General features: G+C 40.0%; 19 protein-coding genes. 3 read left to right on the top strand and 16 right to left on the bottom strand.

What is annotated here, in order from left to right; genetic code table 11:
• Positions 1–47: 47 nt before the first annotated feature.
• The 16 genes from RBATCC27255_RS06885 to RBATCC27255_RS06955 all read right to left on the bottom strand — a co-directional run bounded on the left by RBATCC27255_RS06885 (position 48) and on the right by RBATCC27255_RS06955 (position 16,809).
• Positions 48–761 carry a hypothetical protein gene (locus tag RBATCC27255_RS06885; RefSeq protein WP_101029323.1) on the bottom strand — a complete coding sequence of 238 codons (714 nt, stop codon included), beginning with the start codon at positions 759–761 and terminating at the stop codon, positions 48–50.
• 53 nt (positions 762–814) lie between these two features.
• Positions 815–1,690, bottom strand: a complete 876-nt coding sequence (locus tag RBATCC27255_RS06890) for a leucine-rich repeat protein (protein WP_169923285.1) — start codon at positions 1,688–1,690, stop codon at positions 815–817.
• Between the two features lie 4 nt (positions 1,691–1,694).
• Positions 1,695–1,820, bottom strand: a complete 126-nt coding sequence (locus tag RBATCC27255_RS10670; protein WP_270204139.1) for a hypothetical protein — start codon at positions 1,818–1,820, stop codon at positions 1,695–1,697.
• Positions 1,821–1,885: 65 nt separating this feature from the next.
• On the bottom strand, positions 1,886–7,321 hold the full coding sequence (locus tag RBATCC27255_RS06895) for an InlB B-repeat-containing protein (protein WP_101029325.1): 5,436 nt from the start codon (positions 7,319–7,321) through the stop codon (positions 1,886–1,888).
• A 401-nt stretch (positions 7,322–7,722) separates the two neighbouring features.
• Positions 7,723–7,905: a hypothetical protein gene (locus RBATCC27255_RS06900; protein WP_101029326.1), complete on the bottom strand. Its 183-nt coding sequence runs from the start codon at positions 7,903–7,905 to the stop codon at positions 7,723–7,725.
• Between the two features lie 123 nt (positions 7,906–8,028).
• Positions 8,029–8,922, bottom strand: a complete 894-nt coding sequence (locus RBATCC27255_RS06905) for a YitT family protein (RefSeq protein WP_101029327.1) — start codon at positions 8,920–8,922, stop codon at positions 8,029–8,031.
• 4 nt (positions 8,923–8,926) lie between these two features.
• Positions 8,927–9,328, bottom strand: a complete 402-nt coding sequence (locus RBATCC27255_RS06910; RefSeq protein WP_101029328.1) for a Mini-ribonuclease 3 — start codon at positions 9,326–9,328, stop codon at positions 8,927–8,929.
• Positions 9,329–9,350: 22 nt separating this feature from the next.
• Positions 9,351–10,622: a GTPase ObgE gene (obgE, locus tag RBATCC27255_RS06915; protein ID WP_101029329.1), complete on the bottom strand. Its 1,272-nt coding sequence runs from the start codon at positions 10,620–10,622 to the stop codon at positions 9,351–9,353.
• Positions 10,623–10,758: 136 nt separating this feature from the next.
• Positions 10,759–11,043: a 50S ribosomal protein L27 gene (rpmA, locus tag RBATCC27255_RS06920; protein WP_015523724.1), complete on the bottom strand. Its 285-nt coding sequence runs from the start codon at positions 11,041–11,043 to the stop codon at positions 10,759–10,761.
• Positions 11,044–11,047: 4 nt separating this feature from the next.
• On the bottom strand, positions 11,048–11,365 hold the full coding sequence (locus tag RBATCC27255_RS06925) for a ribosomal-processing cysteine protease Prp (protein WP_101029330.1): 318 nt from the start codon (positions 11,363–11,365) through the stop codon (positions 11,048–11,050).
• 2 nt (positions 11,366–11,367) lie between these two features.
• Positions 11,368–11,676: a 50S ribosomal protein L21 gene (rplU, locus tag RBATCC27255_RS06930; RefSeq protein WP_101029331.1), complete on the bottom strand. Its 309-nt coding sequence runs from the start codon at positions 11,674–11,676 to the stop codon at positions 11,368–11,370.
• Positions 11,677–11,811: 135 nt separating this feature from the next.
• Complete coding sequence (gene folD, locus RBATCC27255_RS06935) at positions 11,812–12,663, bottom strand: bifunctional methylenetetrahydrofolate dehydrogenase/methenyltetrahydrofolate cyclohydrolase FolD (protein WP_101029332.1); 852 nt, start codon at positions 12,661–12,663, stop codon at positions 11,812–11,814.
• A complete protein-coding gene (gene lgt / locus RBATCC27255_RS06940) occupies positions 12,596–13,471 on the bottom strand; it encodes a prolipoprotein diacylglyceryl transferase (protein WP_101029333.1) in 876 nt (291 codons plus the stop codon). Before lgt ends, folD begins: the two co-directional genes overlap by 68 nt.
• A 2-nt stretch (positions 13,472–13,473) precedes the next feature.
• Complete coding sequence (yfmH, locus tag RBATCC27255_RS06945) at positions 13,474–14,751, bottom strand: EF-P 5-aminopentanol modification-associated protein YfmH (RefSeq protein WP_101029334.1); 1,278 nt, start codon at positions 14,749–14,751, stop codon at positions 13,474–13,476.
• 14 nt (positions 14,752–14,765) lie between these two features.
• Positions 14,766–16,031 (bottom strand): EF-P 5-aminopentanol modification-associated protein YfmF, encoded by a 1,266-nt coding sequence (gene yfmF, locus RBATCC27255_RS06950; RefSeq protein ID WP_101029335.1) that lies wholly within the window; start codon positions 16,029–16,031, stop codon positions 14,766–14,768.
• A gap of 286 nt (positions 16,032–16,317) precedes the next feature.
• Positions 16,318–16,809 (bottom strand): hypothetical protein, encoded by a 492-nt coding sequence (locus RBATCC27255_RS06955; RefSeq protein ID WP_101029336.1) that lies wholly within the window; start codon positions 16,807–16,809, stop codon positions 16,318–16,320.
• Positions 16,810–16,978: 169 nt separating this feature from the next.
• Between RBATCC27255_RS06955 and RBATCC27255_RS06960 the strand changes: the two genes are divergently transcribed.
• From RBATCC27255_RS06960 to RBATCC27255_RS06970, 3 genes are all read left to right on the top strand, one after another.
• Positions 16,979–18,655 carry a DUF1653 domain-containing protein gene (locus tag RBATCC27255_RS06960; protein WP_101029337.1) on the top strand — a complete coding sequence of 559 codons (1,677 nt, stop codon included), beginning with the start codon at positions 16,979–16,981 and terminating at the stop codon, positions 18,653–18,655.
• Positions 18,656–18,878: 223 nt separating this feature from the next.
• Complete coding sequence (locus RBATCC27255_RS06965) at positions 18,879–20,963, top strand: glycogen debranching protein (RefSeq protein WP_101029338.1); 2,085 nt, start codon at positions 18,879–18,881, stop codon at positions 20,961–20,963.
• A gap of 177 nt (positions 20,964–21,140) precedes the next feature.
• A partial coding sequence (locus RBATCC27255_RS06970; protein WP_101029339.1) for a sodium-dependent transporter occupies positions 21,141–22,489 on the top strand: 1,349 nt, incomplete at its 3' end.

Here is a 22,489-nt window from a genome sequence, read left to right on the forward strand (position 1 = left end):
TCAATTTTATACATATAACAAGACGGTCTGCGAGAACAGACCGTCTTTTATTTGCAGTTTTTAATTATATTGTTGTAGGCAACATCCACGGCAGAATCATCTGTATTACAATGCAACACATAAAATTTTGTATGACGAATAAGATTATCGAGATTTGAGAGCAAAGACATTCCATCTGACTTATTCACAAATTTGACAGTTGATTTGTAGAGCCTTTGTACAATCTCCTTTGTGTCGGGGACTGTAACAAAATTATCGTCTGAGCGTTCTATGAATATTATAGCACCTATGGGAACGGTTTCGTTGTCAGCAATTCCGCTTCCGCCGTCAAACGGAGTTCCGCAGCATAGCGGGACTCCGTTTTTAATTTTCACAACAGGCTTATCGTCATTGAGAATATGAGCTTTTGAGCCGAATCTTTTCAGCCACATCTTTGTATGAGTGGATTTGCCGACGCCTGAATCGGCGGAAAACAAATACGCTTTTCCGTCAAAAACGAGTGCCGAGGAATGCACAAGCATAGCGCCACGGTGAATTATTTTGCGGTTAAAAATTGACGCCGTTGCAAATTCTTCGGCTTCATCAATGGTTGAACCTTCAACCATACGGCTTAACAGGGAATTTAAGTATGAGGCTGACGGTATGGCAGAAAAATCTGCACTTCTCTCCCCTTCATACAAAAACGGTTCGCACAATTTTTTTAAGTAATCAAATTTCGGCTCAATTTCAACAATAAAATCAGCTATTAAGTATTTTGGCAAAGCGTCCTCCGAAATAAAACAGACTCACAAAAAGTGAGCCTGTTTTTTATTGGTTAGTTTAAATGAACGATAAACTTCTGAATTTGGGTTGCATCAACTACTGTGATGTTGCTGTCACTGTTATAATCGGCAAGATGTTTTTGTTCTGCCGAAAGTTCAACAATACCGACAACATACTTCTGCGCAAGGGTTGCGTCAGAAATATCAATATTACCGTCCATATTAACATCGCCAATTTTATAGTTAGAAATGCCGTTAAACGGAATATTGTTAGCCTTTGCGTATTCTTCTGCATAAGAACCGTAACTGCCCTTGATTGTTACATTCGGAGAGTTTCTGAAAGCGTTAGAAGCAATAGAAGTCACGGATGTAGGAATATACACCTCAGATAATGATTTACATTCAGCAAAAGCACTCTTACCAATCGCACTTGTACCGGCAGGTAAATATACCTTGTCTAAAGAAGTACAATTGTAAAACATCTGATCGGTAATTTTACTCGGCACACAGTTAAAGGTAACAGATTTTAAACTTGTGCAATTCTGAAATACGGCAGCACCAAAATCTCTCACCCAGATAGGAATTGAAATTGATTCAAGCGAAGTACAACCGTAAAAAGAATCAGTACCGATTCTTCTAAGATATCTTGCTTCGTTAAGCCTGACCGATGTTATTGCGGTCTTTCCTACAAAGGCAAAATCAGAAATTTCAGATACCGACCAGCTTTGAAGCTTAAGCGGAAGAACAATTTCGGTCTTATCACCTTTATATCCGGTTACGCTTGCATTACCGTCGGAAACAGAATATACAAAGCCGTCGGTTTCATATGAAGCCGCAGAAATTTGAAATGTAGAAATAATAATCAAAAATACAGATAATAACAATCCGGAAAAGCGTTTTAGGGATTTTAAACAATATGTTTTTTTCATATCGTTACCCCCAATCGTCACCATCACTCTTAGTAGCCTCAGGAGTATCATCAAGACTACCGGTCAAAATTATATCCTCGAATTTAAATTTTACTAATTCAAATTCAGGAGAAGAATACTCTTTTTTCATAAATAACTCCTTCCTAAATTTTATGTGTGCAACAGTATTGTCTGTTGCACACAATAAATTTAAAATCAAACTGTTGCGTTCGCAATATCATAGAGTGTAAAGTAGATAGGTTTACCAAGTTCAACAACAGTTTCATTTGATTCATTAACATACTTAATATAAGTGTAAACTCTATAAACACAATTTGCATTAGTTTCGGTATTATTGAAACGAGCATAATACTGAAGTCTGTTCTTGTTATCAAGTCTACCATTATTAATCTGTTTTGTGAGCGACTCGATACTTGATTCACCTGTCAAAATTATTTTTTTAGCTTCTTCAGCTGCCACGGAAAGGTCAGCAGTGTACTTATTAGCGTAGTACTTCATATCAGTATTGTAACCTACACCAATGGAATCTTTTTCTAACTCTAACTTCTGCATCACAATACCCGTCTGAACCTTTTTGCTGTCAGGATCAAATACACTAAGCTGTTTGCCGTTATAGAAGAAGTTAAGTACAAAGTCAGCGTAAAGCTTGTCTTCACCGTTACCCTTAATGAAATCTTCAGCTGTATCAAGTGTAGTCATACTATCAGCGTCAAATCCGTTGAAGCTGTCAGCATTATCAGCTGTCCACTGGTTTCTTGTTACTTCCATAAACTGAGTTGAAGTAGAAACTTCCTTAACAGATGCAACCGGAGTTGAGCTTTCTCCATAAACAGGAGCTATCCAACAGTTATCATACGCTACATAGCTGAAAGCTCCTTCACTGTTGTACGCTTTAATAACAAGATTATTACAGTCCGGATCGGAGTAGATTGCCCAATACATAAACTGAAGTTCTTTACCACTATCTTTATATGTTTTCGGAGCAGTGATATCATACTTATAAGTTCCGTCAGGATTTTGTTCATAGAACACTGAACCGTAAGGTAATTCAGGTGAACCATCTTTTTCGTAAAGCTTAAATTGACCAGCATCATTTATAAGCGGAGTAGGTTTACCCTCACTGTCTTTATAAATATTAAGGTGGATTGTTCTGTCTGACTGAGTTGAATTAACAACAGCTGAAGCTATTGAGTTAGTAACTGATGAATCAAAAGCGGCATTACTAACAGGAGTCTCATTCCAAGTAAGATTCTTTGTAAAGTTTGACTCATACGGTGCAAGAGAAAGGATAAAGCTATTTGTAAGAGTTACCTTTACAGAATGTGATTCTACACCTTCAACATTAGTAGCATTCTCATCAAATGTGTATGATGAAGTGTTTTCGGGATCAACATAACCTGCCTTGTTGTAATACTTTTGATTACCCATTCTGTCAGTATAAGAGAACTGAACCTTATACGGTACTTTAATAGAAGTAATGTCAGAATAGAAATTATAATATACTGTTCCCGCATCAGCAGCAGTAAGAGTGCTTGCATACTTATTATAGTATTCATTAAACGAGAACGTATATTCTGATGTAGTTACAAGACCTTCTGTTCTGTCTCCGCTAACATTTGTTGTAAAACCAGTAGTAGGATTAAAAGCAGTTATATCTGTTGTGTTTTCAGCAGAATAGTAACCATTGAAATTATAAAGGTTCTTTGTTGTTGTGTAAAGAGTAACATTTACAGTAAGACCTGTTTGCGCTGCTAATTCAGCAATCTTAGTCTTATCGATTGAAGCTGTGCCGGCAATCCTGCCTGAATCATAAAGAGATTTACCCTCGTTGTTTTTAACAACAACCTGAATTTCGGGAGTGGCTTTACCGCCGCCTGCATTTGTTCCGTTGTACAATGAATGGTGGAAGGTCATTGAACCGCCCGGGGTTTTGATATAACGAGCAACAAGCGTTACATCTGAATTTCGTGTAACTGCACCTGTCAAACTTCTCATATCTGAAGGATTGATTGCCTTGTAATCACCATCAATAAGACGGTACCAACCAACAAATGTGTATGCTGCAGTTGAAGTTGCATTAACTTCAAACTTATAATCCTGAGTATTATCAGCTTCAGTTTCAAGTTTTCTTACTCTATCCGCTGGATCGGTAAAGTATGCACTTGCTCCTGTTGTCGTACCGACAATTGATGAAGCATCTTCATCAGCAAATGTATCTTCATGGAAACCGCCTACTTTGTAGTCATCAAGTGTATTTGCATACTGAATCTTGATTTCACCGGTGATTTTCTGACTGCTCTTAGTATAGTACCAACGACCGTCAAGACGATTGCCATAATCGGCACCACCTTTGATAGCTGCCTCAAAGTTAATCTGAGCATAAAAACCTTTATAATCATTATATAAAGTTTTAAATGTTGCCCAATAAGTATCTCTATCTTCCTTACCTGGGAGGAAGTCAGCAGGAGTTAATGCAGAATCAATGGCTTTTTTTATTTGCGCATCGGTCTTGTCAAGGGCATACAAGAGAGCTGATGAAGGAATAGTAGCCACTCTTTTGCCAGCCTTGTTATAAATGCTCCACGCAGTTGCATATTTACCGATGTAGTTATTCTGATAACCGTCCGAAATAATTGACAGACACTTATCCTTACTGGTTACACTCTGAGTGTCCTTATAGTCAAGCTTCTCATTACCAATTCTATTACCAAAAATATCTGTCGGATAATTCTGGTAGTCGAGGAATACTTCCCAACCATCAGCATCAGTATCAGAAGTATCTAATGTATCTTCTGGTACATTATCGTGTGTATTATACTTAAAACGATAAATAATGTTATCAGCATTAACACTGCTATCAGCTATCTTAACAAAATCATCGTAGTCGTATGTCTGTGCATTATCACTTTTTTGATTTTTACCGTTATAAGCACTGTGAACATCGTCCCAAACATAGTTATTAAGCGTCATACCTGTAATTTTTTCTGTGGTACCACCATTGACTATAGATTTAGGAATCTGAGTAAAGATAGAACCGTTGTAGTCAACCATTGGTTGTCCGGGGTAATAGCCTAATGCTTCTAATGTTGTCTTACCACTACCATAATATACATAACATGAAGGAGTATTGCCCCAAATTTGTTTTGCAGAATCGTAGTTCTCAATGTAGAAATATACGCAGTTCTCATCATTTTTGAGGAAATACACAGGAGTGATTTCAAGCTTTGAACCATAAATCTCTTGATTTACTTCAAAAGTATAAGTATATACATCACTACTATGATCTTTACCTTCAGTCTGTGAAAGAACTCCGCCAAAGATACCGTTTACGCTGAATCCCTTAACATAGTAATCACTGCCACTGTGACCTGCAAAGGTTGCCGTAGGGTCAATTGTGGTTGTAACGGTTACTGTTGAGCCATTAGGAACTCTTTTAGCAGTAACAGCACGATTTTTACCATCAATCTCGTATGAATCAGATACAGTAATTTCTTTAGCATCAGGAGTTTTTATTGAAAGAGTTGTATCACCTAAAACAGCGGTTGTTTTACTGGCATCAGTATCAGTATAGCCCGCACGAATTGTACCGTCTTTCGCCGTGATTTCAACAGTATCAGCAGGTGCTACATCAAAAATAGGCTCAGCAGAGTATGTGATTTTCTTATTAGTTAAATCAAGATTGGTTATTTTAATGGTAAAGCCGGTAACTTCATCTTTGTTAATGTAAACTTTTGCAAATTTTACATTATTTGTACCACCACTTGGATTTTGAACATTCTCGTTATAGTCACTAAAAGAGAATCCATTTTTATTAACCGCATTAACTGTAACATTATTACTATCAACAATTATGCCGGAAGTATCTTCTTTTGTAGAAAAAATGATAAAATAATCTTTACTTTTAGGAATGGAATCTTTGGCTACATCAAAGTCTGCGTAGAATACACCATCTTCATTTGTATAAAGAGGAACATGCGTATACGAATCCGCTTTGAATGTTGCGCCTGTGCCACAGAGAAGATAATATTTTGACAGAGTGCCGGTTACTTCTTTAAAGTTAGCGACTACAGTTGTATCACTATCGATTGTAATTGCATACTGTTTAGCTGTTGAAGAAACTGATGCATCGTTTACAGTCCAACTGGAAAGAGCGTAGCCATCCTTTGGAGTTGCAGTGAATGTTACTGTATCGCCCTCGGTTACTGTTTTGCCGGAAGTAAAATCAGCTCCGTTGTATTCAGCGGAAACAGTACCGAATTTATCGTCACTTGAACTGAATGTTACTGTGTATGTGTTTGCGGTACGGAATGTTACATTTGTTACGGTAACATCCTGATCAGGCATTTTAAATGTTGCAGTTTTACCACTTACGGTGGTTTCAATTGGAGTACTACCGTTTTCACCCACAACAGTTACCGTGTTAAGAACTTCGCCAGTTCCAGGAGTTGCAGTAACAGTAACCGTTTCGCCGGCTGTAGCTGTTTCCTTATCAACAGTTGCCGATACACCCTCTGCCACATTAACTATATGAGAAAGTGCTGTTGTATACCAAAGCTTATATTCGTTATTTCTAGTATCAAGCCAAATGGTAACCGGAGTTGTAGAAGTGTCCTTATCATCGTTAAAACGAACAAGGTACTTCTCATCTGTACCAGTTTTATTACTAAGCGCAAGTGGTCTATCAACAGTATTGTTCTGGAAATTGTGCCCGGCATTATCACTTGTGGTAAGATAATTAGTTGATTCATTCGTCGCTGTTTTGTATATATAAAAATACTTTGGAGTATCGCCGTAAGTTTCTGATATCGTACCTGACAAATCAGCTATAGTTTTACCGGTTTCATAGTAGAAAAGACCAGGATTGCTTTCATCTTCTACAAACTGCGGATCATCAACTGACGGGTCATGCCATGTAGTATTAAATCTACCGCAAATATAATATTTAACAGAATCAGTTGCTGTAAAACTAATCTCGTTGCTTGTAACAGGCGAATAACCGTCTGCTGAAACTGTGACCGTATACTTATAAGTGCCGGCTACAGTCGGGGTTACAGTAAGAGAATTGTCAGCATTCTTTTCTTCAGTTGCTGTGCCATCAGATGTCTTTTTATAAGTATAAGTAAGATTATCCGATTTTGCACCACTTACTGTAGGTGTAAGAGTAACGGAATTTCCGACTTTTACAGATGTAGGATTAGCTGTGAGAGCTACACTATCAGCAACTTTTTTTACTGTCTTTTGTACAGTAAGATCAGTATTATTATCAGAACCGTCTTTAACGGAGATTCTGTAATCACCAATTTCAGACTCAGATATAGTATAGTTGTCACCACCAGAAGCACCGAAACTAATATCCCAACCATTATTGACACGAGCTTTAAATTCACTCGACTGTGTAATGGTAATGTCTAAATACCAATAACCTGTTGTTTCATCAAAAGTAAAAGGATACTCAGTTGAATCCCATTTAGTGTTACCGTTAATATTACCAACAAGATTTACGGCTTCAAAAGTCTTAGTGACAGCATTAACTGTTGAAACAGTACCGATAAGCATTGTTGACAGGAGCATCATTACCGCAAGGACGACGGAAACAGTGCTTCTGCCTAAATGAGAAATTTTTGTTTTCATAATTATTACCTCCATAACCGAATATTTTGGTTTTGGTTAGGTTCTGGTTCGACCTTTACCGCCTGACCAACGGTGAAACATAATCGGCAAAGCCACGGAATTTTGCAATTAATTTACAAAAAAACAACGAGAATTCAGCCGAAAATTGTATCCTTAACCTGTTTCAGTCAAAATGCGAACACTAACCCATATTCTTTATAGTTGATTATACCATTTGACAGAGATTTTTTCAATAAAATCACGAGATTTTTTTGTATTTGTTTAATGTGATAGTTTTATATTTATTTTTACATTCAGTTTTGCCGTTTTCACAACAGGGTTTTATGTTATGCACAAGTTACGGTGTGTTTTTTGTAGATTTTGTCAATATATCGTGCATTTTCATTATTCTTAAAAAGCAATTATTTTGCGGTATATTTCAGGTATGCTGATGCTTTTTTGTTAAAAAATAAAACCCATATGGGTTTTGGATTAAGAAATAATTCAGCAACAATAAGGATAAATAAACCGCAAAAAGGCACATAACCGTCACTGTTTTCGGTTATGTGCCTTTTTGTTTTTGCAGGGCTGTTTTTACAGCCCATTGAGGTTTGCAAGAGTTTTACCGCTCATAAGGTTTTCAATAGCAAGCCAGTACTCGCTGCCACTTGTAATTCTCATATATTCTGTTTTTTCGGGTTACCCCAACTATTGACATTGAGCCTTTTTCAGTTGTTATCTATTTTGACAAAGCCTCTGCCCTTTATTGCACCTGCTGTTGTTACAATAATAAAGGCATTTGGGTCAACATTTTTGATTCCAGAAGTGATTTTGTAAACTTCCTGCGGACGGACTGCACACATAATAACCTTTTTTTCTTTTCCGCTGTATGCGCCCTCGCCGTCAAGATATGTGACACCTCGCTTGAGGTTCTTCATAATGTCCATACTGACCTCTTTGTAGTTGTCTGTTACAACAAACATCAATTTGCCGTTGCCTCGTGAAGTACCGTAGCTCACCGCATCAATTACTTTTATGCTGATAAAAATTACAAGCAAAGCATAAAGTACATTTTCAATGCTGTGATATACAAAGAATACCATTAAAAGAACGAGAATATCGGACACAAGAATTATTGTACCCGTTGAAATGAACGGAAAATGCTTGTGAAGATTGAGGGCGATGATGTCTGTTCCGCCCGTTGAACCGCCTCGGTAAAAGATAAGACCGAGTCCGAGACCGTTCAGAACTCCGCCAAAGCCTGCCGCAAGGATCGTGTCACCTGTGTATGCGGGCAAAATCGGCGTAAGAACATCAATCATAACAGACACAAGTGCCGTTGCAACAAGGGTTCTTGTCAGAAAGCCTTTTCCGTTTTCGATAAATCCCCAGATAAAAAGAGGAATGTTCATTACAAAAATCATAATACCGATTGGCAACGAGAACATATAGTTGAGCATTGTTGCCACACCGGTAAGTCCGCCGGGTGCAACATTATTCGGTGATGTAAACATTGCAACGGAAATGGCGTAGAGAACCGCACCAGCTAAAATTACAAGATAATCAAAAAATAGTGTTCCTGCCTTTGCAAGAGAGGAATTCGGTTTTAAATTCGTTTGCATAAAATCACTCCCCGAAACGAGTATGTATAATTATTTCAAAAAGCTCATTTATTCTGCTTTGGTCTTTGTTTATTTGGAGATAGCCGAAAAGCGCTTCAAGCCCTGTTGCGCTGTGATAGTCGGCAACAGAGCCGTTTTTCGGGGTGCATTTAGGTGCGGCATTTCTGCCGCGCTTGTAAACGGCAAGCTCCTTTTCGGTTAGAGTCGGCATAAGAACTTTTGCAAATTCAGCCTGACTTTTGCAGTTTACAAGCGAAACTTTTATTTTGTTGAGTTCTCCGACACTGCGGTTAGCCTTGCGGACAAGGTATTCACGCACAAGCAGGTCATATACACCGTCACCCACAAAGGCAAGTGTGAGCGGAGAAATTTCATCGGCTAATGAATGAACAGATGTGTTTTCCATATTAACTCCGTATTATGCAATATCAATCCATAAAGTCAAATTCAAGCTCATAAATCGAAACAGTGTCGCCGTCGGAACAGCCCTTTTTGCGGAGTGCGTCAATTACACCGCCGTTTATGAGAACCTTTTGGAAGTAGTTAAGGCTTTCGTAATCGTCAAAATTGATGCCCTTCATAACCTGCAACAGCCAGTCAGCCTCAACGGTATAGATTCCGTTCACATTCTTGATTATAACAGAATGGTCATCAAAATCATCAACGGTCACAATCGGGGCAGGCTCTGCCTCGTAGTGAGTGATTGGCGGAAGCTTTGAAAGCATTTCCTGAATCTTTTTGAGGAGCGGATCAACATCATAGCGGATTGCCGCCATAATCGGGAAGAAATCGTAACCCTGATCTTCAACAAACTTTTTAAAATCCGCAATCTGCTCATCGGTTGCCATATCGCACTTATTGCCTGCAACAACCATCGGACGCTCGGCAAGCTCGGGATTGAACTTTGCAAGCTCATTGTTGATTGTTATGAAATCTTCCTTGGGATCTCTGCCCTCACTGCCCGAAACATCGACAATGTGAACGAGCATACGGCAACGCTCAACATGGCGGAGAAACTGATGTCCAAGGCCTGTACCCTGCCATGCACCCTCGATAAGACCGGGAATATCAGCCATAACAAATGACGAACCCTCGCCCATTGACACAACTCCGAGAACGGGCGTTATCGTTGTGAAGTGATAGTTTGCGATTTCAGGCTTTGCCTGTGAAACCACGGAAACAAGGGTACTTTTTCCGACATTCGGGAAGCCTACAAGACCCACATCGGCGAGAAGCTTGAGTTCAAGAACAACATCAAACTCTTCACCCGGAAGTCCCGGTTTTGCAAAACGGGGAACCTGACGGACAGGGGTTGCAAAGTGCGGATTGCCCCAACCGCCTTTACCGCCTTTTGCAACGATATAGGGTTCATCACCCGAAACATCGGCAAGGATTCTTCCGCTGTTCTCCTCTTTTACAACAGTTCCGACAGGAACACGGATGATGAGGTCTTCGGCATTTTTACCGCGGCATCTGCCGCCCCTGCCGTTTTCGCCTTTTTTTGCGGCATATTTTCTTTTATAACGGAAATCGGCAAGTGTTGAAAGGTTGGAATCGGCAACAAAAACAATGTTGCCGCCTCTGCCGCCGTCACCGCCATCGGGACCACCTGCAGCCACATATTTTTCACGGTGAAACGAAACGGCACCGTCACCGCCGTCACCGGCTTTTATTTTAATTTTCGCTGTATCTACAAACATATTTTTCTCCGTAACAGTTTTGCTGTTCAAAATTATCAGTACAAATGTAAAGATTTTCAGACTTGTTTGTTATTAGTATAAACAAAAATGTAAAAAATAAGGGCGGATTTAAAATCCACCCTCATAAATTTTGAGATTACTGCTCAACAGGATAAACGCTTGCACGCTTTCTGTCTTTGCCGACACGCTCAAATCTTACAACACCGTCAATCTTTGCGAACAGTGTATCGTCAGAGCCTTTGCCTACATTTTCACCAGGGTGAATATGTGTGCCTCTCTGCTTTACAAGGATGTTGCCTGCGAGAACCTTCTGACCGTCTGCACGCTTAACGCCAAGACGCTTTGATTCACTGTCACGGCCGTTCTTTGTAGAACCCATACCTTTTTTATGAGCGAATAACTGAATGTTTATTTTAAGCATTACCTTACACCTCCGAAAATTTAACTTTAATATGATTTTTGTACTGCTCGGAAAGAGCAGTTAAGTGAAGCTTTAAGCCTGAGAGTATGTCACAAGCCTTTAAAGCATCATTCGGTGACATTCTTACTTTCATAAGTCCGTCATCCTCGGTAACCTGCGCATTGATATGCAAAACCTCGGTGATTGTGTTTGCAGTCATATATGCGGCAGAACTGATTGCCGCACATACAATATCGCTGCCCTCTTCGGCATAGTCGGAGTGACCCGATATTTCAAAACCGCAAATTATATCATCTGATTTAAAAAATGTTACCGTAGTCATTTTCAGGCTTCGATTGAAGTAATCTTAACCTGTGTGTAAGGCTGTCTGTGACCCTTTGCTCTCTTTTCGCCCTTCTTAGGCTTGTAAGTGCAAACTCTGATTTTTTTGCCTTTACCGTTCTTTACAACTTCACCTGTAACCTTAGCACCCTCAACGAGCGGTGTGCCAACCTTGATGCCGTTGTCTGTGCCGACTGCTACAACATCAAATGTTACTGTGTCGTTTGCTTCTGCGTCAAGCTTTTCGATGAAGATAACCTCATCGTTAGTTACCTTGTACTGCTTGCCGCCTGTCTGAATAACTGCGTACATTTTAGTACCATCCTTTACATTGGGCTCGCTATGTGCAGGTGGAACGAATCACTTAAAACCCACAATATGCGGCTTATATACTATATCACAAAGGAAACTCGATGTCAACAATTTTCCCGATATTTTTTGAGTATATCAAATATTATTCTGTATTCTGCACGCCTTGAGAGTGTTTTTCATAAGAGTTGAAATTGTCATAGGACCTACACCGCCCGGTACGGGAGTGATAAACGAGCATTTATCCTTGACATTTTCAAAATCAACATCACCGCAGAGTTTGCCGTTTTCATCCCTGTCCATACCGACATCAATTACAACCGCACCCTCTTTTACCATATCGGCAGTTACAAACTTCGGTCTACCGACTGCGGCTACGAGTATATCTGCCTGTGAACAGATTTCAGCAAGATTCTTTGTTCTGCTGTGACAGATTGTTACCGTGCCGTTTTCGTGGAGCAAAAGCATTGCCATAGGCTTGCCTACGATATTACTTCTGCCGATTACAACGCAGTTTTTGCCGCTTACTTCAATGTTGTAGGAATGGAGCATCTCCATTACGCCTGCAGGCGTGCATGGAAGAAAATCATACTCGCCGAGCATAATTTTGCCGACATTTACGGCATGGAACGCGTCAACATCTTTAAGCGGACTGATTGCCTCAATAACAGCCTTGTCATCAAGGTGTTTCGGCAACGGAAGCTGAACAAGAATACCGTTGATATCCTTCTTATTGTTGAGAGTTTCAACAAGGTTTAAAAGTTCTTCCTGTGTTGTTTCGGCAGGAAGTGCATACTCCTCAGACTTAAAGCCTACAAATTCACAAGCCTTTTTCTTGTTGTTTACATATACTCTTGACGCCGGATCGTCGCCTACGATTACTACCGCAAGACCGGGGGTTATTCCGTGGGTTTCTTTTAACTCAAGCGTCTGCCTCTTTACTTCTTCCTTTACCTGTGCCGATACCTTTTTTCCGTCGATAATCTGCATAGAAAGAATCCTCCTTTTTTCTGTTGATAATTAAGAATACAATACCTGTTATAAAAATTACTGCCGAAAGAACCTGTGACACCCTTATGTCTGCTCCGAAAACTTGGAACGGAAGATAAAGGCTGTCTGTTCTTAGTCCTTCAACAACTGTTCTTTCAAATCCGTACCACACAAGGTACATAAAGAAAATCTGTCCCGAATACTTTTGCTTATATTTTCCGTAGAAATGGAGAAGTACAAATCCGAGCAGACACCACATTGATTCATAGAAGAAGCACGGGTGAACTCCTATGTTGTCTGTTCCCTCGCTCAGCATTCTCCACGGCAAATCCGTGGGAGCGCCGTATGCCTCCTGATTCATAAAGTTGCCCCATCTGCCTATTCCCTGTCCGATAAGAAAACCGACCATTGCAATGTCAAGAACAGGCATAATCTCCATTTTTTGTATTTTGGCAACGGTCAAGCCGCCGAGCAACGCACCGATAATTCCGCCGTAAATGGCAAGTCCGCCGTTATTGATGTAGAGAATTTCAATCGGATTCTGTCCGTAATAGTCCCATTTGAAGAAACAAAAATAGAGTCTTGCACCGATAATTCCCGTTATTATTCCTGCGAAAATGCAGTTGATAAGCTTTGAACCGTCAACCTTGTAGCGCGGTGAACTTTTCCACGCATACAGTACGGCAAGCAGAAGTCCGCAGGCGATGATTATTCCGTACCAATAGACCTTGTAATCACCGATTGAAAATGCAATCGGGTTAATATCAAATTCCCAGCCAAATCCGGGAAACTGTACATGATAAGGCATAATTACACCTCTTCGGGCTGTTTTACAACAGACAAAGTACAGTTATTGACATCGAGCATCTCGGCAAGTCTTGCGTTGATATCCTCAAGCCTTGCGTTTGCAACCGCGTCAATATAAGTGAAAATTTCATTACCCTGCATTTCATAGTCGATGATTGAATTTGAAATTGCACTTACTGAGTTAAGAGATGAAACCGAATCGCCATAAACAGACTTTCTTGCAATTTCAAAGTCCTCTTTGTCAATACCGGTTTTCTTAATATCCGAGATATACTGCTTAATCATTTCAGCCGCCTGCTTCGGCGCTCTTGATTCACCGCCGAAGATTACCGAGCAGTAACCGGGACCTTCAAAAAGCTCGTAAGAAAAGCTTGAATTGATAAGATTTGAATCCATAAGCTTTCTGTAGAGTGTGCTTGTATTTGACGCAAGCGCAGAAAGCAGAATATCCGTGCAGGCAAGCTGATTTTCGTTAAGAGGCTTGTCCGCCTTTTCTTTGAAGCCAAGATTGAACAAAGGCATAGAAACAGGAAAAGTCTGCTCAACATAAGGCTCTTTGATTTCATAAGGCTCTGTTTCAAAATAGTTTTTGATTTCCTTCTTCTCACAAGGCTTGAGCATTTTGTCGGCAACCTTAAGAACGCCGTCAACCGTTACATTACCTGCAACGCAGAGAACCATATTATTAAGGTTGTAGAAAACATTATAAACTTCATAAAGCTTTTCGGCTGTAATTTCCGCAATTGTTTCAACCGTACCTGCAATATCAATTTTTACAGGGTGATTGTGGTACATACCTTCAAGCATATTGAACATTACGCGCCAATCGGGAGAGTCGTCATACATTTTGATTTCCTGACCGATAATGCCCTGTTCCTTTGCAACTGTCTGAGCCGTAAAGTAGGGATCCTGAACAAAATCGAGAAGAATTTCAAGACTTTCGTCAAACTTATCCGTACATGAGAAAAGATAGCAGGTTTTTTCAAAGCTTGTATATGCGTTTGCATTTGCGCCTGTTTTTGCGTATCTTACAAACGCGTCACCCTCTTCACTCTCAAAAAGCTTGTGTTCAAGGTAATGGGCAATACCGTCGGGAACTGTGATTATGTCGCCGCCGTTTACGGAAAACTTTGTGTTGATACTGCCGTAGCGTGTGCCGAAAATTGCATATGAAGAAGTGTAACCCTCTTTTGGATAAACAAAAATTGTAAGTCCCGATGGATGTTCAACTTTATAATAGCTGTCGCCTGCAATTTCCGATTTAATTTCTGTAATATTCATTCTGTCCGCCTCCCTTACTTATTTTTGAGAACATAAACCGTATCAAGCAAGAGCTTGTTTGCGGCATTTACAATCTGTTCCTTGGTAACGGCATTTACCTCTGCGGAAACTTCTTCAACAGTTTCAAGGTCGCCGTTAAAGATTCTTCCTGTGTACCAGTTTTCAATACCGCTTACGCTGTCGCTGCTTGACTTGAATGAATTAACAACAGCAAGCTTTGTTGCCTCAATTTCAAAGTCCGTAATTTCGCCGTTCTTCATATCCTCAATTTCTTTGAGAATAGCTTTTTCGGCTTTTTCAAGATTTTCGCCCTCAACACCGCTGTTGATGTACATTATGCCCTTAATTGAATCGTAGGCAGATGAGCAGTAGTAGCAAAGGCTCTGCTTTTCACGAACATTGTTAAAGAGTTTTGAGCTTGCAGTACCGCCGAGAACAGCGCACATAAGTCTTTCGGCAACCGCCTCGTCATCACCTGCGGAAATCTGTGTTCTGAAGCCCATAACAAGCTTTGACTGTGAAAGCTCCATTTCCTCTGTAATATGTTTTTCTTTTGAAACATTCTTAACAACATCAGTAGATGAAGTCGCAACATTTCTTTCGATATTTGCAAATGCCTTTGTAAAAACTTCCTTTGCCTTGTCGGCAGGGCTGTCGCCTATATAGAGAATCTCAAATTTTGCGGTTTTGAGAAGATTCTGCCACGCCCTGTAGAGTGATTCGGCAGTTGCAGCCTTGATTTTTTCGGCAGTACCGTAACGCTTGGTTCCGAAAACCTCATCCTTGCACATATGTTTTATAAGCTGTTCCATTGCATAGATTCGCTTTTCGTTAAATTCAGAATCAATCACATCAAGAAGCTGTCTGCGTTCCTGTTCAAGTTCACTTTCGATAAAAGCGTTGTCCTTGACATTCGGCTCAAAAATCACACTGCACAAAAGCTCCGAAAGCTCTTTTGCAATGCTGACATCATCAAGAGAATATCTGTCATCAAGACCCGAAACGGAAATTTTAAGCACCTGACTTTCACCCAGTTTTGAAAGCGATGAAGTGAGATCCGCACCGTAAAGTGAGCTGAGTTTTTTGCTGAGAACAGTAAAATCGGGATATTTTTTGCATGAACGAACAAGCAATCCGCCCACAAGCGCATTTTCCGACGCTGTTTCGATAGAAAGCGGAACAACAATGTTCACGCTGATTTTCATTGTTTTAAAACGGCTGTCTTTTATATTAGTAAAGAATACACCGTCTGCAATTTCATTTCTGTTGATGAAATTCATTTAATCAACTCCGTTTTCAGATTATCAGTCATATTGTATCACATTTTGATTTATTATAAAAGGGATATAAGAAAAAATAGCGAATATATTCATTTTATTCAAAAAGTATTTCCTCCGTGGTTTAAAATATTAAATCACGAGGCGCCCCTGCTATTGGCACAGAGCCTTAACAAAGCCTTATTTAAATACTTTTATCTTATAAAGCAGAGTCGGGAAAACAATGTTTTTGCATCAAACAAACTGTCTTCCCGACCGAAATTTCAATTTTAAATTTTTAATTTGTCAATCACACTTCCCTGTTCGGATCGGTGTTTTTCTGCTTAACAGGAGCTTTTGTAGCATCTTTGTCGGTAAATCTTGCAAAGATTGAAAGCGTTGTGAGAAAACAGATGAGAATGTACAAAAGAAGTGCAATTACAGAAGCAAGGCTGATTGTATAGCTTACCATTGAGAGAATTGAAAGCACACCGAGCAGACAGCAAATGATTGAAACGATATTCTTCATATTGCGTTCTTTGTCAAGAGCGCAGAAGAAAAATCCTGCAATCGGGATAATGAAGAAAATCGGCATAAAGAGCGAATACTTAAAAACCGCATCATTTGAACCGCTGAGTCCCCACACAGACATAATATCGAATACCGAATATGAATGAAGTACATTTTTTTCGTCAATGTACTGGAAATACGGCAACGCACAGAGTACGATTTCGACGAGATAAAGCACACAAAGTGTGATTCTTAATTTTTTTCTTGTTTTGTTTTCGGGCATTTTAAGCATTTTGTTCCTCCGAGATTTTTTAAAATCATTTTTAAATCATCAATATGTTACATTGTAACACAAATTATTCAGTTGCACAATAGAAATTTTAGTGTTATAATTATGACTAATGTACACAAAACACTGTATTCGTACATTGCTTTATTCTGTGCAAAAAGGAGATAATATAATGGGATACATAAATGAATCCGTAATTTACAATATTTATCCGCTCGGTTTTTGCGGAGCACCAAAGGAGAATGATTTTAAGCAGGAATACAGACTTGACAAAATTTACGGCTGGATTGACCATATGAAGTCAATGTCGGTAAATGCACTTGTTTTCAACCCTGTTTTTGAAAGTTCAAAACACGGCTATGATACTATTGATTATAAAAAAATCGACTGTCGGCTCGGTGACAACGAATCTTTCAAAAAAATTTGCAAAACACTTCACGATAACGGTATCAGAATTATGCTTGACGGCGTTTTTAATCATGTGGGAAGAGATTTCTTTGCTTTCAAAGATGTTCGGCAGAACCGTGAAAATTCAAGATATGCGTCTTGGTTTGAAAATTTAAACTTCCGGAACAACAGCCCGTATAATGACGGTTTCAGCTATGAGGGCTGGGCAGGTTACTACGACCTTGTAAAGCTTAATCTCCACAATGACGAGGTAGTAAACTATCTTCTTGACTGTGCAAGATTTTGGATTGATGAGTTTGATATTGACGGACTTCGCCTTGATGCGGCTGACTGCATTGACATTGAATTTTTCAAAAAATTAAAAAATGTTTGCAAAGAGAAAAAGTCCGATTTCTGGCTCTACGGTGAGATTACCCACGGCGATTACAATCATTGGGCAAATCCCGATGTGCTTGACTCGGTTACAAACTACGAATGCTACAAAGGCATTTATTCAAGCCATAATGACCACAACTATTTTGAAATTGCTCATTCTCTTAACAGACAGTTTGCTAACGGCGGTATTTACAGAAATATCTACACATATAATTTCGTTGATAACCACGATGTAAACCGTGTTGCAAGTATGCTTAAAGACAAAAATCATCTCAACAATGTTTACACAATGATGTATACAATGCCCGGAGTACCGTCAATTTACTACGGAAGTGAATTCGGCATTGAGGGTATGAGAACTGCCTACAGCGATTACGAGCTTCGTCCATGTCTTGACCTTGATTCCATCCCGAATCCGAACTATGAACTTCTTGAGCATATCAAAAAACTCGGTGTAGTAAGACTTGCACTCGAAGCTCTCAAGTACGGCGATTTTGAAAACATAAATATTCAGAATGAAAAGCTTGTATACAGAAGAAAAACCGACAATCAGACTGTTTTTGTTGCATTTAACCTTACAGACCGTGTTGAAAGAATCGGTTTTGACACAGGCTGCAACGCAAAGCTTACCGATGTTCTCAACGGCAACGAAGTTATAGATGTAAACGGCTACTATGAAATTGAAATGCAGCCGTATCAGTCGAGAATTCTTGTTGTGAATGACGGCAGTTTCAAGGTTGATTTCAATGCAGACAACAAAGAATGTAAGGCGGTTGAAGCTCCTGCAAATGAAGAAACTCCTGCCGAAACAGAAAACTGTTGTGAAAACAGCTCGGACAATGCCGAAAATACGACAAAAGAAATCAAACCGGGTATTTACCTACATTTCAAGGGCGGCGAATATGAGGTTATCAACTTTGCAACCCACAGCGAAACAGGTGAAAAACTTGTAATTTACAGAAATCTCCACAACACAAGTGAAGTGTGGGCAAGACCTGTCGAAATGTTTGCCGAAAAGGTTGATGTTGACGGCAAAGAAACAGACAGATTTACTTTTATAGGTTGACAATAAGCGTAAACAAATGATTAAAAAGACCGAATATATTTTTTATTCCGGTCTTTTTTTGTGTAAAAATACTACTTTTAATCGACGATGACAAGATTTGACTATATTTTTGCAAATAGTGTGTTGAATAAATCACATAATATGATAAAATAGACATATAGACATATGTTGTGTTATGACTGAATTTTTGTTTTTTGAGAGGAACTTAGGGGGATTAAATATTATGTTGAGGGATTTAAAGCCAACCGATAATGTAGGTGGTTTCGATGTCAGACCCGGAAACTTCCTTTTAAACGGTGCAACAACCGTTTCCGGCGGTGTAAACTTTACTATTCATTCGGTTTATGCCATTGAGTGTACATTGCTTTTATTCAGACCTTATGCAAAAATTCCGTATGCAAGGCTCAGATTTCCGGATTCTTACAAAATCGGCAACACCTATTCAATGCTCGTGTTCGGTCTTGATGAGGTTGATTTTGAGTATGCATATTCCTTTGACGGTCCGTATGTACCCGAAAAAGGCATTATTTTTGATAAAAAGAAATACATTCTTGACCCATACGCAAAGGCTGTAATCGGTCAGAGCGGCTGGGGTAAAAAACAGGAGCATGAGGGTGTTTATAAGGCAAGAGTTGTAAACAGCGACTATGACTGGGGCAACTGCACTCAGCCGAAGCTTCCGTTTGAAGAGCTTATTATTTATGAATTACATGTAAGAGGCTTTACTCAGGATGGCTCCTCAGGCGTTAAAAACAAAGGCACATTCGCAGGTATCCGTGAAAAAATCCCCTATCTTAAAGAACTGGGCATCAATGCCGTTGAAATGATGCCTATTTTTGAGTTTGACGAAATGGGCTCGTATCGTAATTATGATGGTCGTCAGCTCTACGATTATTGGGGCTATAACACCGTATGCTTTTTTGCTCCGAACACAAGCTATGAGAGCGACCACGAGCATCATCACGAAGGCAGAGAGCTTAAACAGCTTGTCCGTGAGCTTCACGAAAACGGAATTGAGGTTATCCTTGATGTTGTGTTCAACCACACGGCAGAGGGCAATGAAATGGGACCGTATTTCTCGTTCAAGGGCATTGACAACAACATTTACTATATGCTCACTCCGGACGGAAAGTATTACAATTTCAGCGGTTGCGGCAATGTTCTCAACTGCAATCAGCCGATTGTGCAGCAGTTTATACTCGACTGTCTGCGTTATTGGGTAACAGAATACCGCATTGACGGTTTCCGTTTTGACCTTGCGTCGATTTTGGGAAGAAACGAGGACGGTACTCCTATGGATAAGCCTCCGCTTCTCAAAAGCCTTGCGTTTGATCCGATTCTCGGCGGAGTAAAGCTTATTGCAGAGGCGTGGGACGCAGGCGGACTTTATCAGGTCGGCAGTTTCCCGTCATGGAACAGATGGGCTGAATGGAACGGACGGTACCGTGACGACCTCAGAAAATTTCTTAAAGGCGACAGCCATCTTGCATGGGATGCGGCTCAGAGAATTACCGGCTCAAGAGATTTGTATGACCCTACCTACAGAGGCTACAATGCGTCGGTAAACTTTCTTACCTGTCATGACGGATTTACGCTTTACGATATGTATTCATACAACGAAAAGCACAATCTCGAAAACGGCTGGAACAATACTGACGGCGCTAATGACAACAACAGCTGGAACTGCGGCGCCGAGGGTGATACAAACGATTACAATATCAACAAACTGCGTATCAAAATGGTAAAAAATGCTTTTGCAACCCTTATGTGCAGTCAGGGACCTGCTCTTTTCCTTGCAGGTGATGAATTTTGCAACACTCAGTTCGGCAACAACAATGCTTACTGTCAGGACAACATTATCTCATGGCTTGACTGGACAAGAAAAGAAAAGCATAAGGATGTATTTGAATTTTTCAAATATATGATTGCTTTCAGAAAGAGATTCCATATTATTACAGACAGCAGAGGCAAGGCAACATGCAGTTATCCGCCTGTCAGCATCCATTCAAATGTTGCGTGGAGTGCCAAGTATTACGATGATACAAGAATGATTGGCGTTATGTACGCCGGTGCAAGTCTTAAACAACAGGGACTTGACGAGTTTGTTTACTTTGGCGTCAATGCTTATTGGGATTATGTAAATGTTGAGCTTCCCGACCTTCCCGAAGGATACCACTGGAAGCTTTATGTAAACACAGGCAACGAGCCGCAGGATGTAATCCTTGAAGACAGAAATGTTATTCTCTATGACAGACGAATTAATATGGCAGGCAGAAGTGTCATTGTTGCTGTCGGAGAAAGATATTAATTATAAGGACAATTTCTTTGTTTAAGAAAACCGCCCCTACACGAAAATGTGTGGGGGCTTCATGTTTTTATAGGTTTCGGATTGTTGTAGAAATTGCATAAATAAAAAGTTTATTCCTTGAAATATCGGTGAAAAGTTTGTATAATTAAAGCAACAGTATTTTTAAGGAGAATATTTATGCAAAGAGAAAATTTTAAGTCGAGGACAGGTTTTCTCCTTGTAAGTGCAGGCTGTGCGATTGGCATAGGCAATGTCTGGCGCTTTCCGTATGTTACGGGCGAAAACGGCGGCGGATTGTTCGTGCTTTTTTATCTTGCATTTCTTGTGCTTATGGGAATTCCCGTTCTGACAATGGAGCTTGCAGTCGGCAGAGCAAGCAGAAAAAGTGCCGTATTAAGCTATAAAACACTTGAAAAGCCAAAGAGCAAATGGCACATTCACGGTTGGCTGTGTATGATAGGCTGTTACCTTTTGATGATGTTCTACACGCCTGTTTCGGCTTGGATGTTAGATTACTTCTATAAATTTGCAACGGGAACATTTAAAAGCGGAATGAACTCAGAACAGGTTTCGGGAGTGTTTAACAACCTTATGGCATCGCCTGTTGAGATGATTATATGGCTTGCGATAATCGTTGTATTCGGATTTTTTGTATGCAGTCGAGGACTTCAAAAAGGCATTGAAAAGGTCAGCAAGGTTATGATGGTTGCGTTGCTTGCACTGATTATTATTCTTGCAATCAACAGTATGATGCTTTCAAATGCGGGAGAAGGCTTGAGCTTTTATCTTGTTCCCGATTTCGGAAAGGTTAAAGATGTAGGACTCGGCAAGGTAATCACCTCTGCAATGAGTCAGGCGTTTTTCACACTCGGACTCGGAATCGCATCAATGGAAATTTTCGGCAGTTATATGAACAAAGACCGCACGCTTTACGGTGAGGCTGTTCAGATTTGTGCATTGGACACTTTTGTTGCAATTGTTGCCGGACTTATCATCTTCCCTGCTTGCTTTTCATTTGGCGTTCAGCCCGACCAAGGACCTGCCCTTATTTTTGTGACGCTTCCGAATGTTTTCGTAAATATGACGGGCGGTCGGATTTGGGGTACGCTTTTCTTTCTGTTTATGACATTCGCAAGCTTTTCAACGGTTATTGCCGTGTTTGAAAACCTTGTTGCTTTTCTTACCGACACATTCGGCATGAGCAGAACAAAGGCGTCAATTATCAATGGAATTATTATGTTCTTTGCGTGTCTGCCGTGTATTTTTGGATTCAACATTTGGAGTGACTTCAACATTCTCGGCAAAGGTGTGCTTGACCTTGAGGACTTCGTTGTCAGCAACCTTCTTCTTCCGATTGGCGCAATGGTTTATCTCCTGTTCTGCACAACAAAATTCGGCTGGGGCTTTGACAATTACTTTGAAGAATGTAACACGGGTAAAGGTCTTAAACTTTCAAGAGTGCTGAAGCCGTACCTTAAATACGCACTCCCCGTGCTGATTGTTATTGTGTTCGTTCAAGGCTTTAT

It is taken from the genome of Ruminococcus bromii (genome assembly GCF_002834225.1).
Lineage (GTDB): Bacteria > Bacillota > Clostridia > Oscillospirales > Acutalibacteraceae > Ruminococcoides > Ruminococcoides bromii.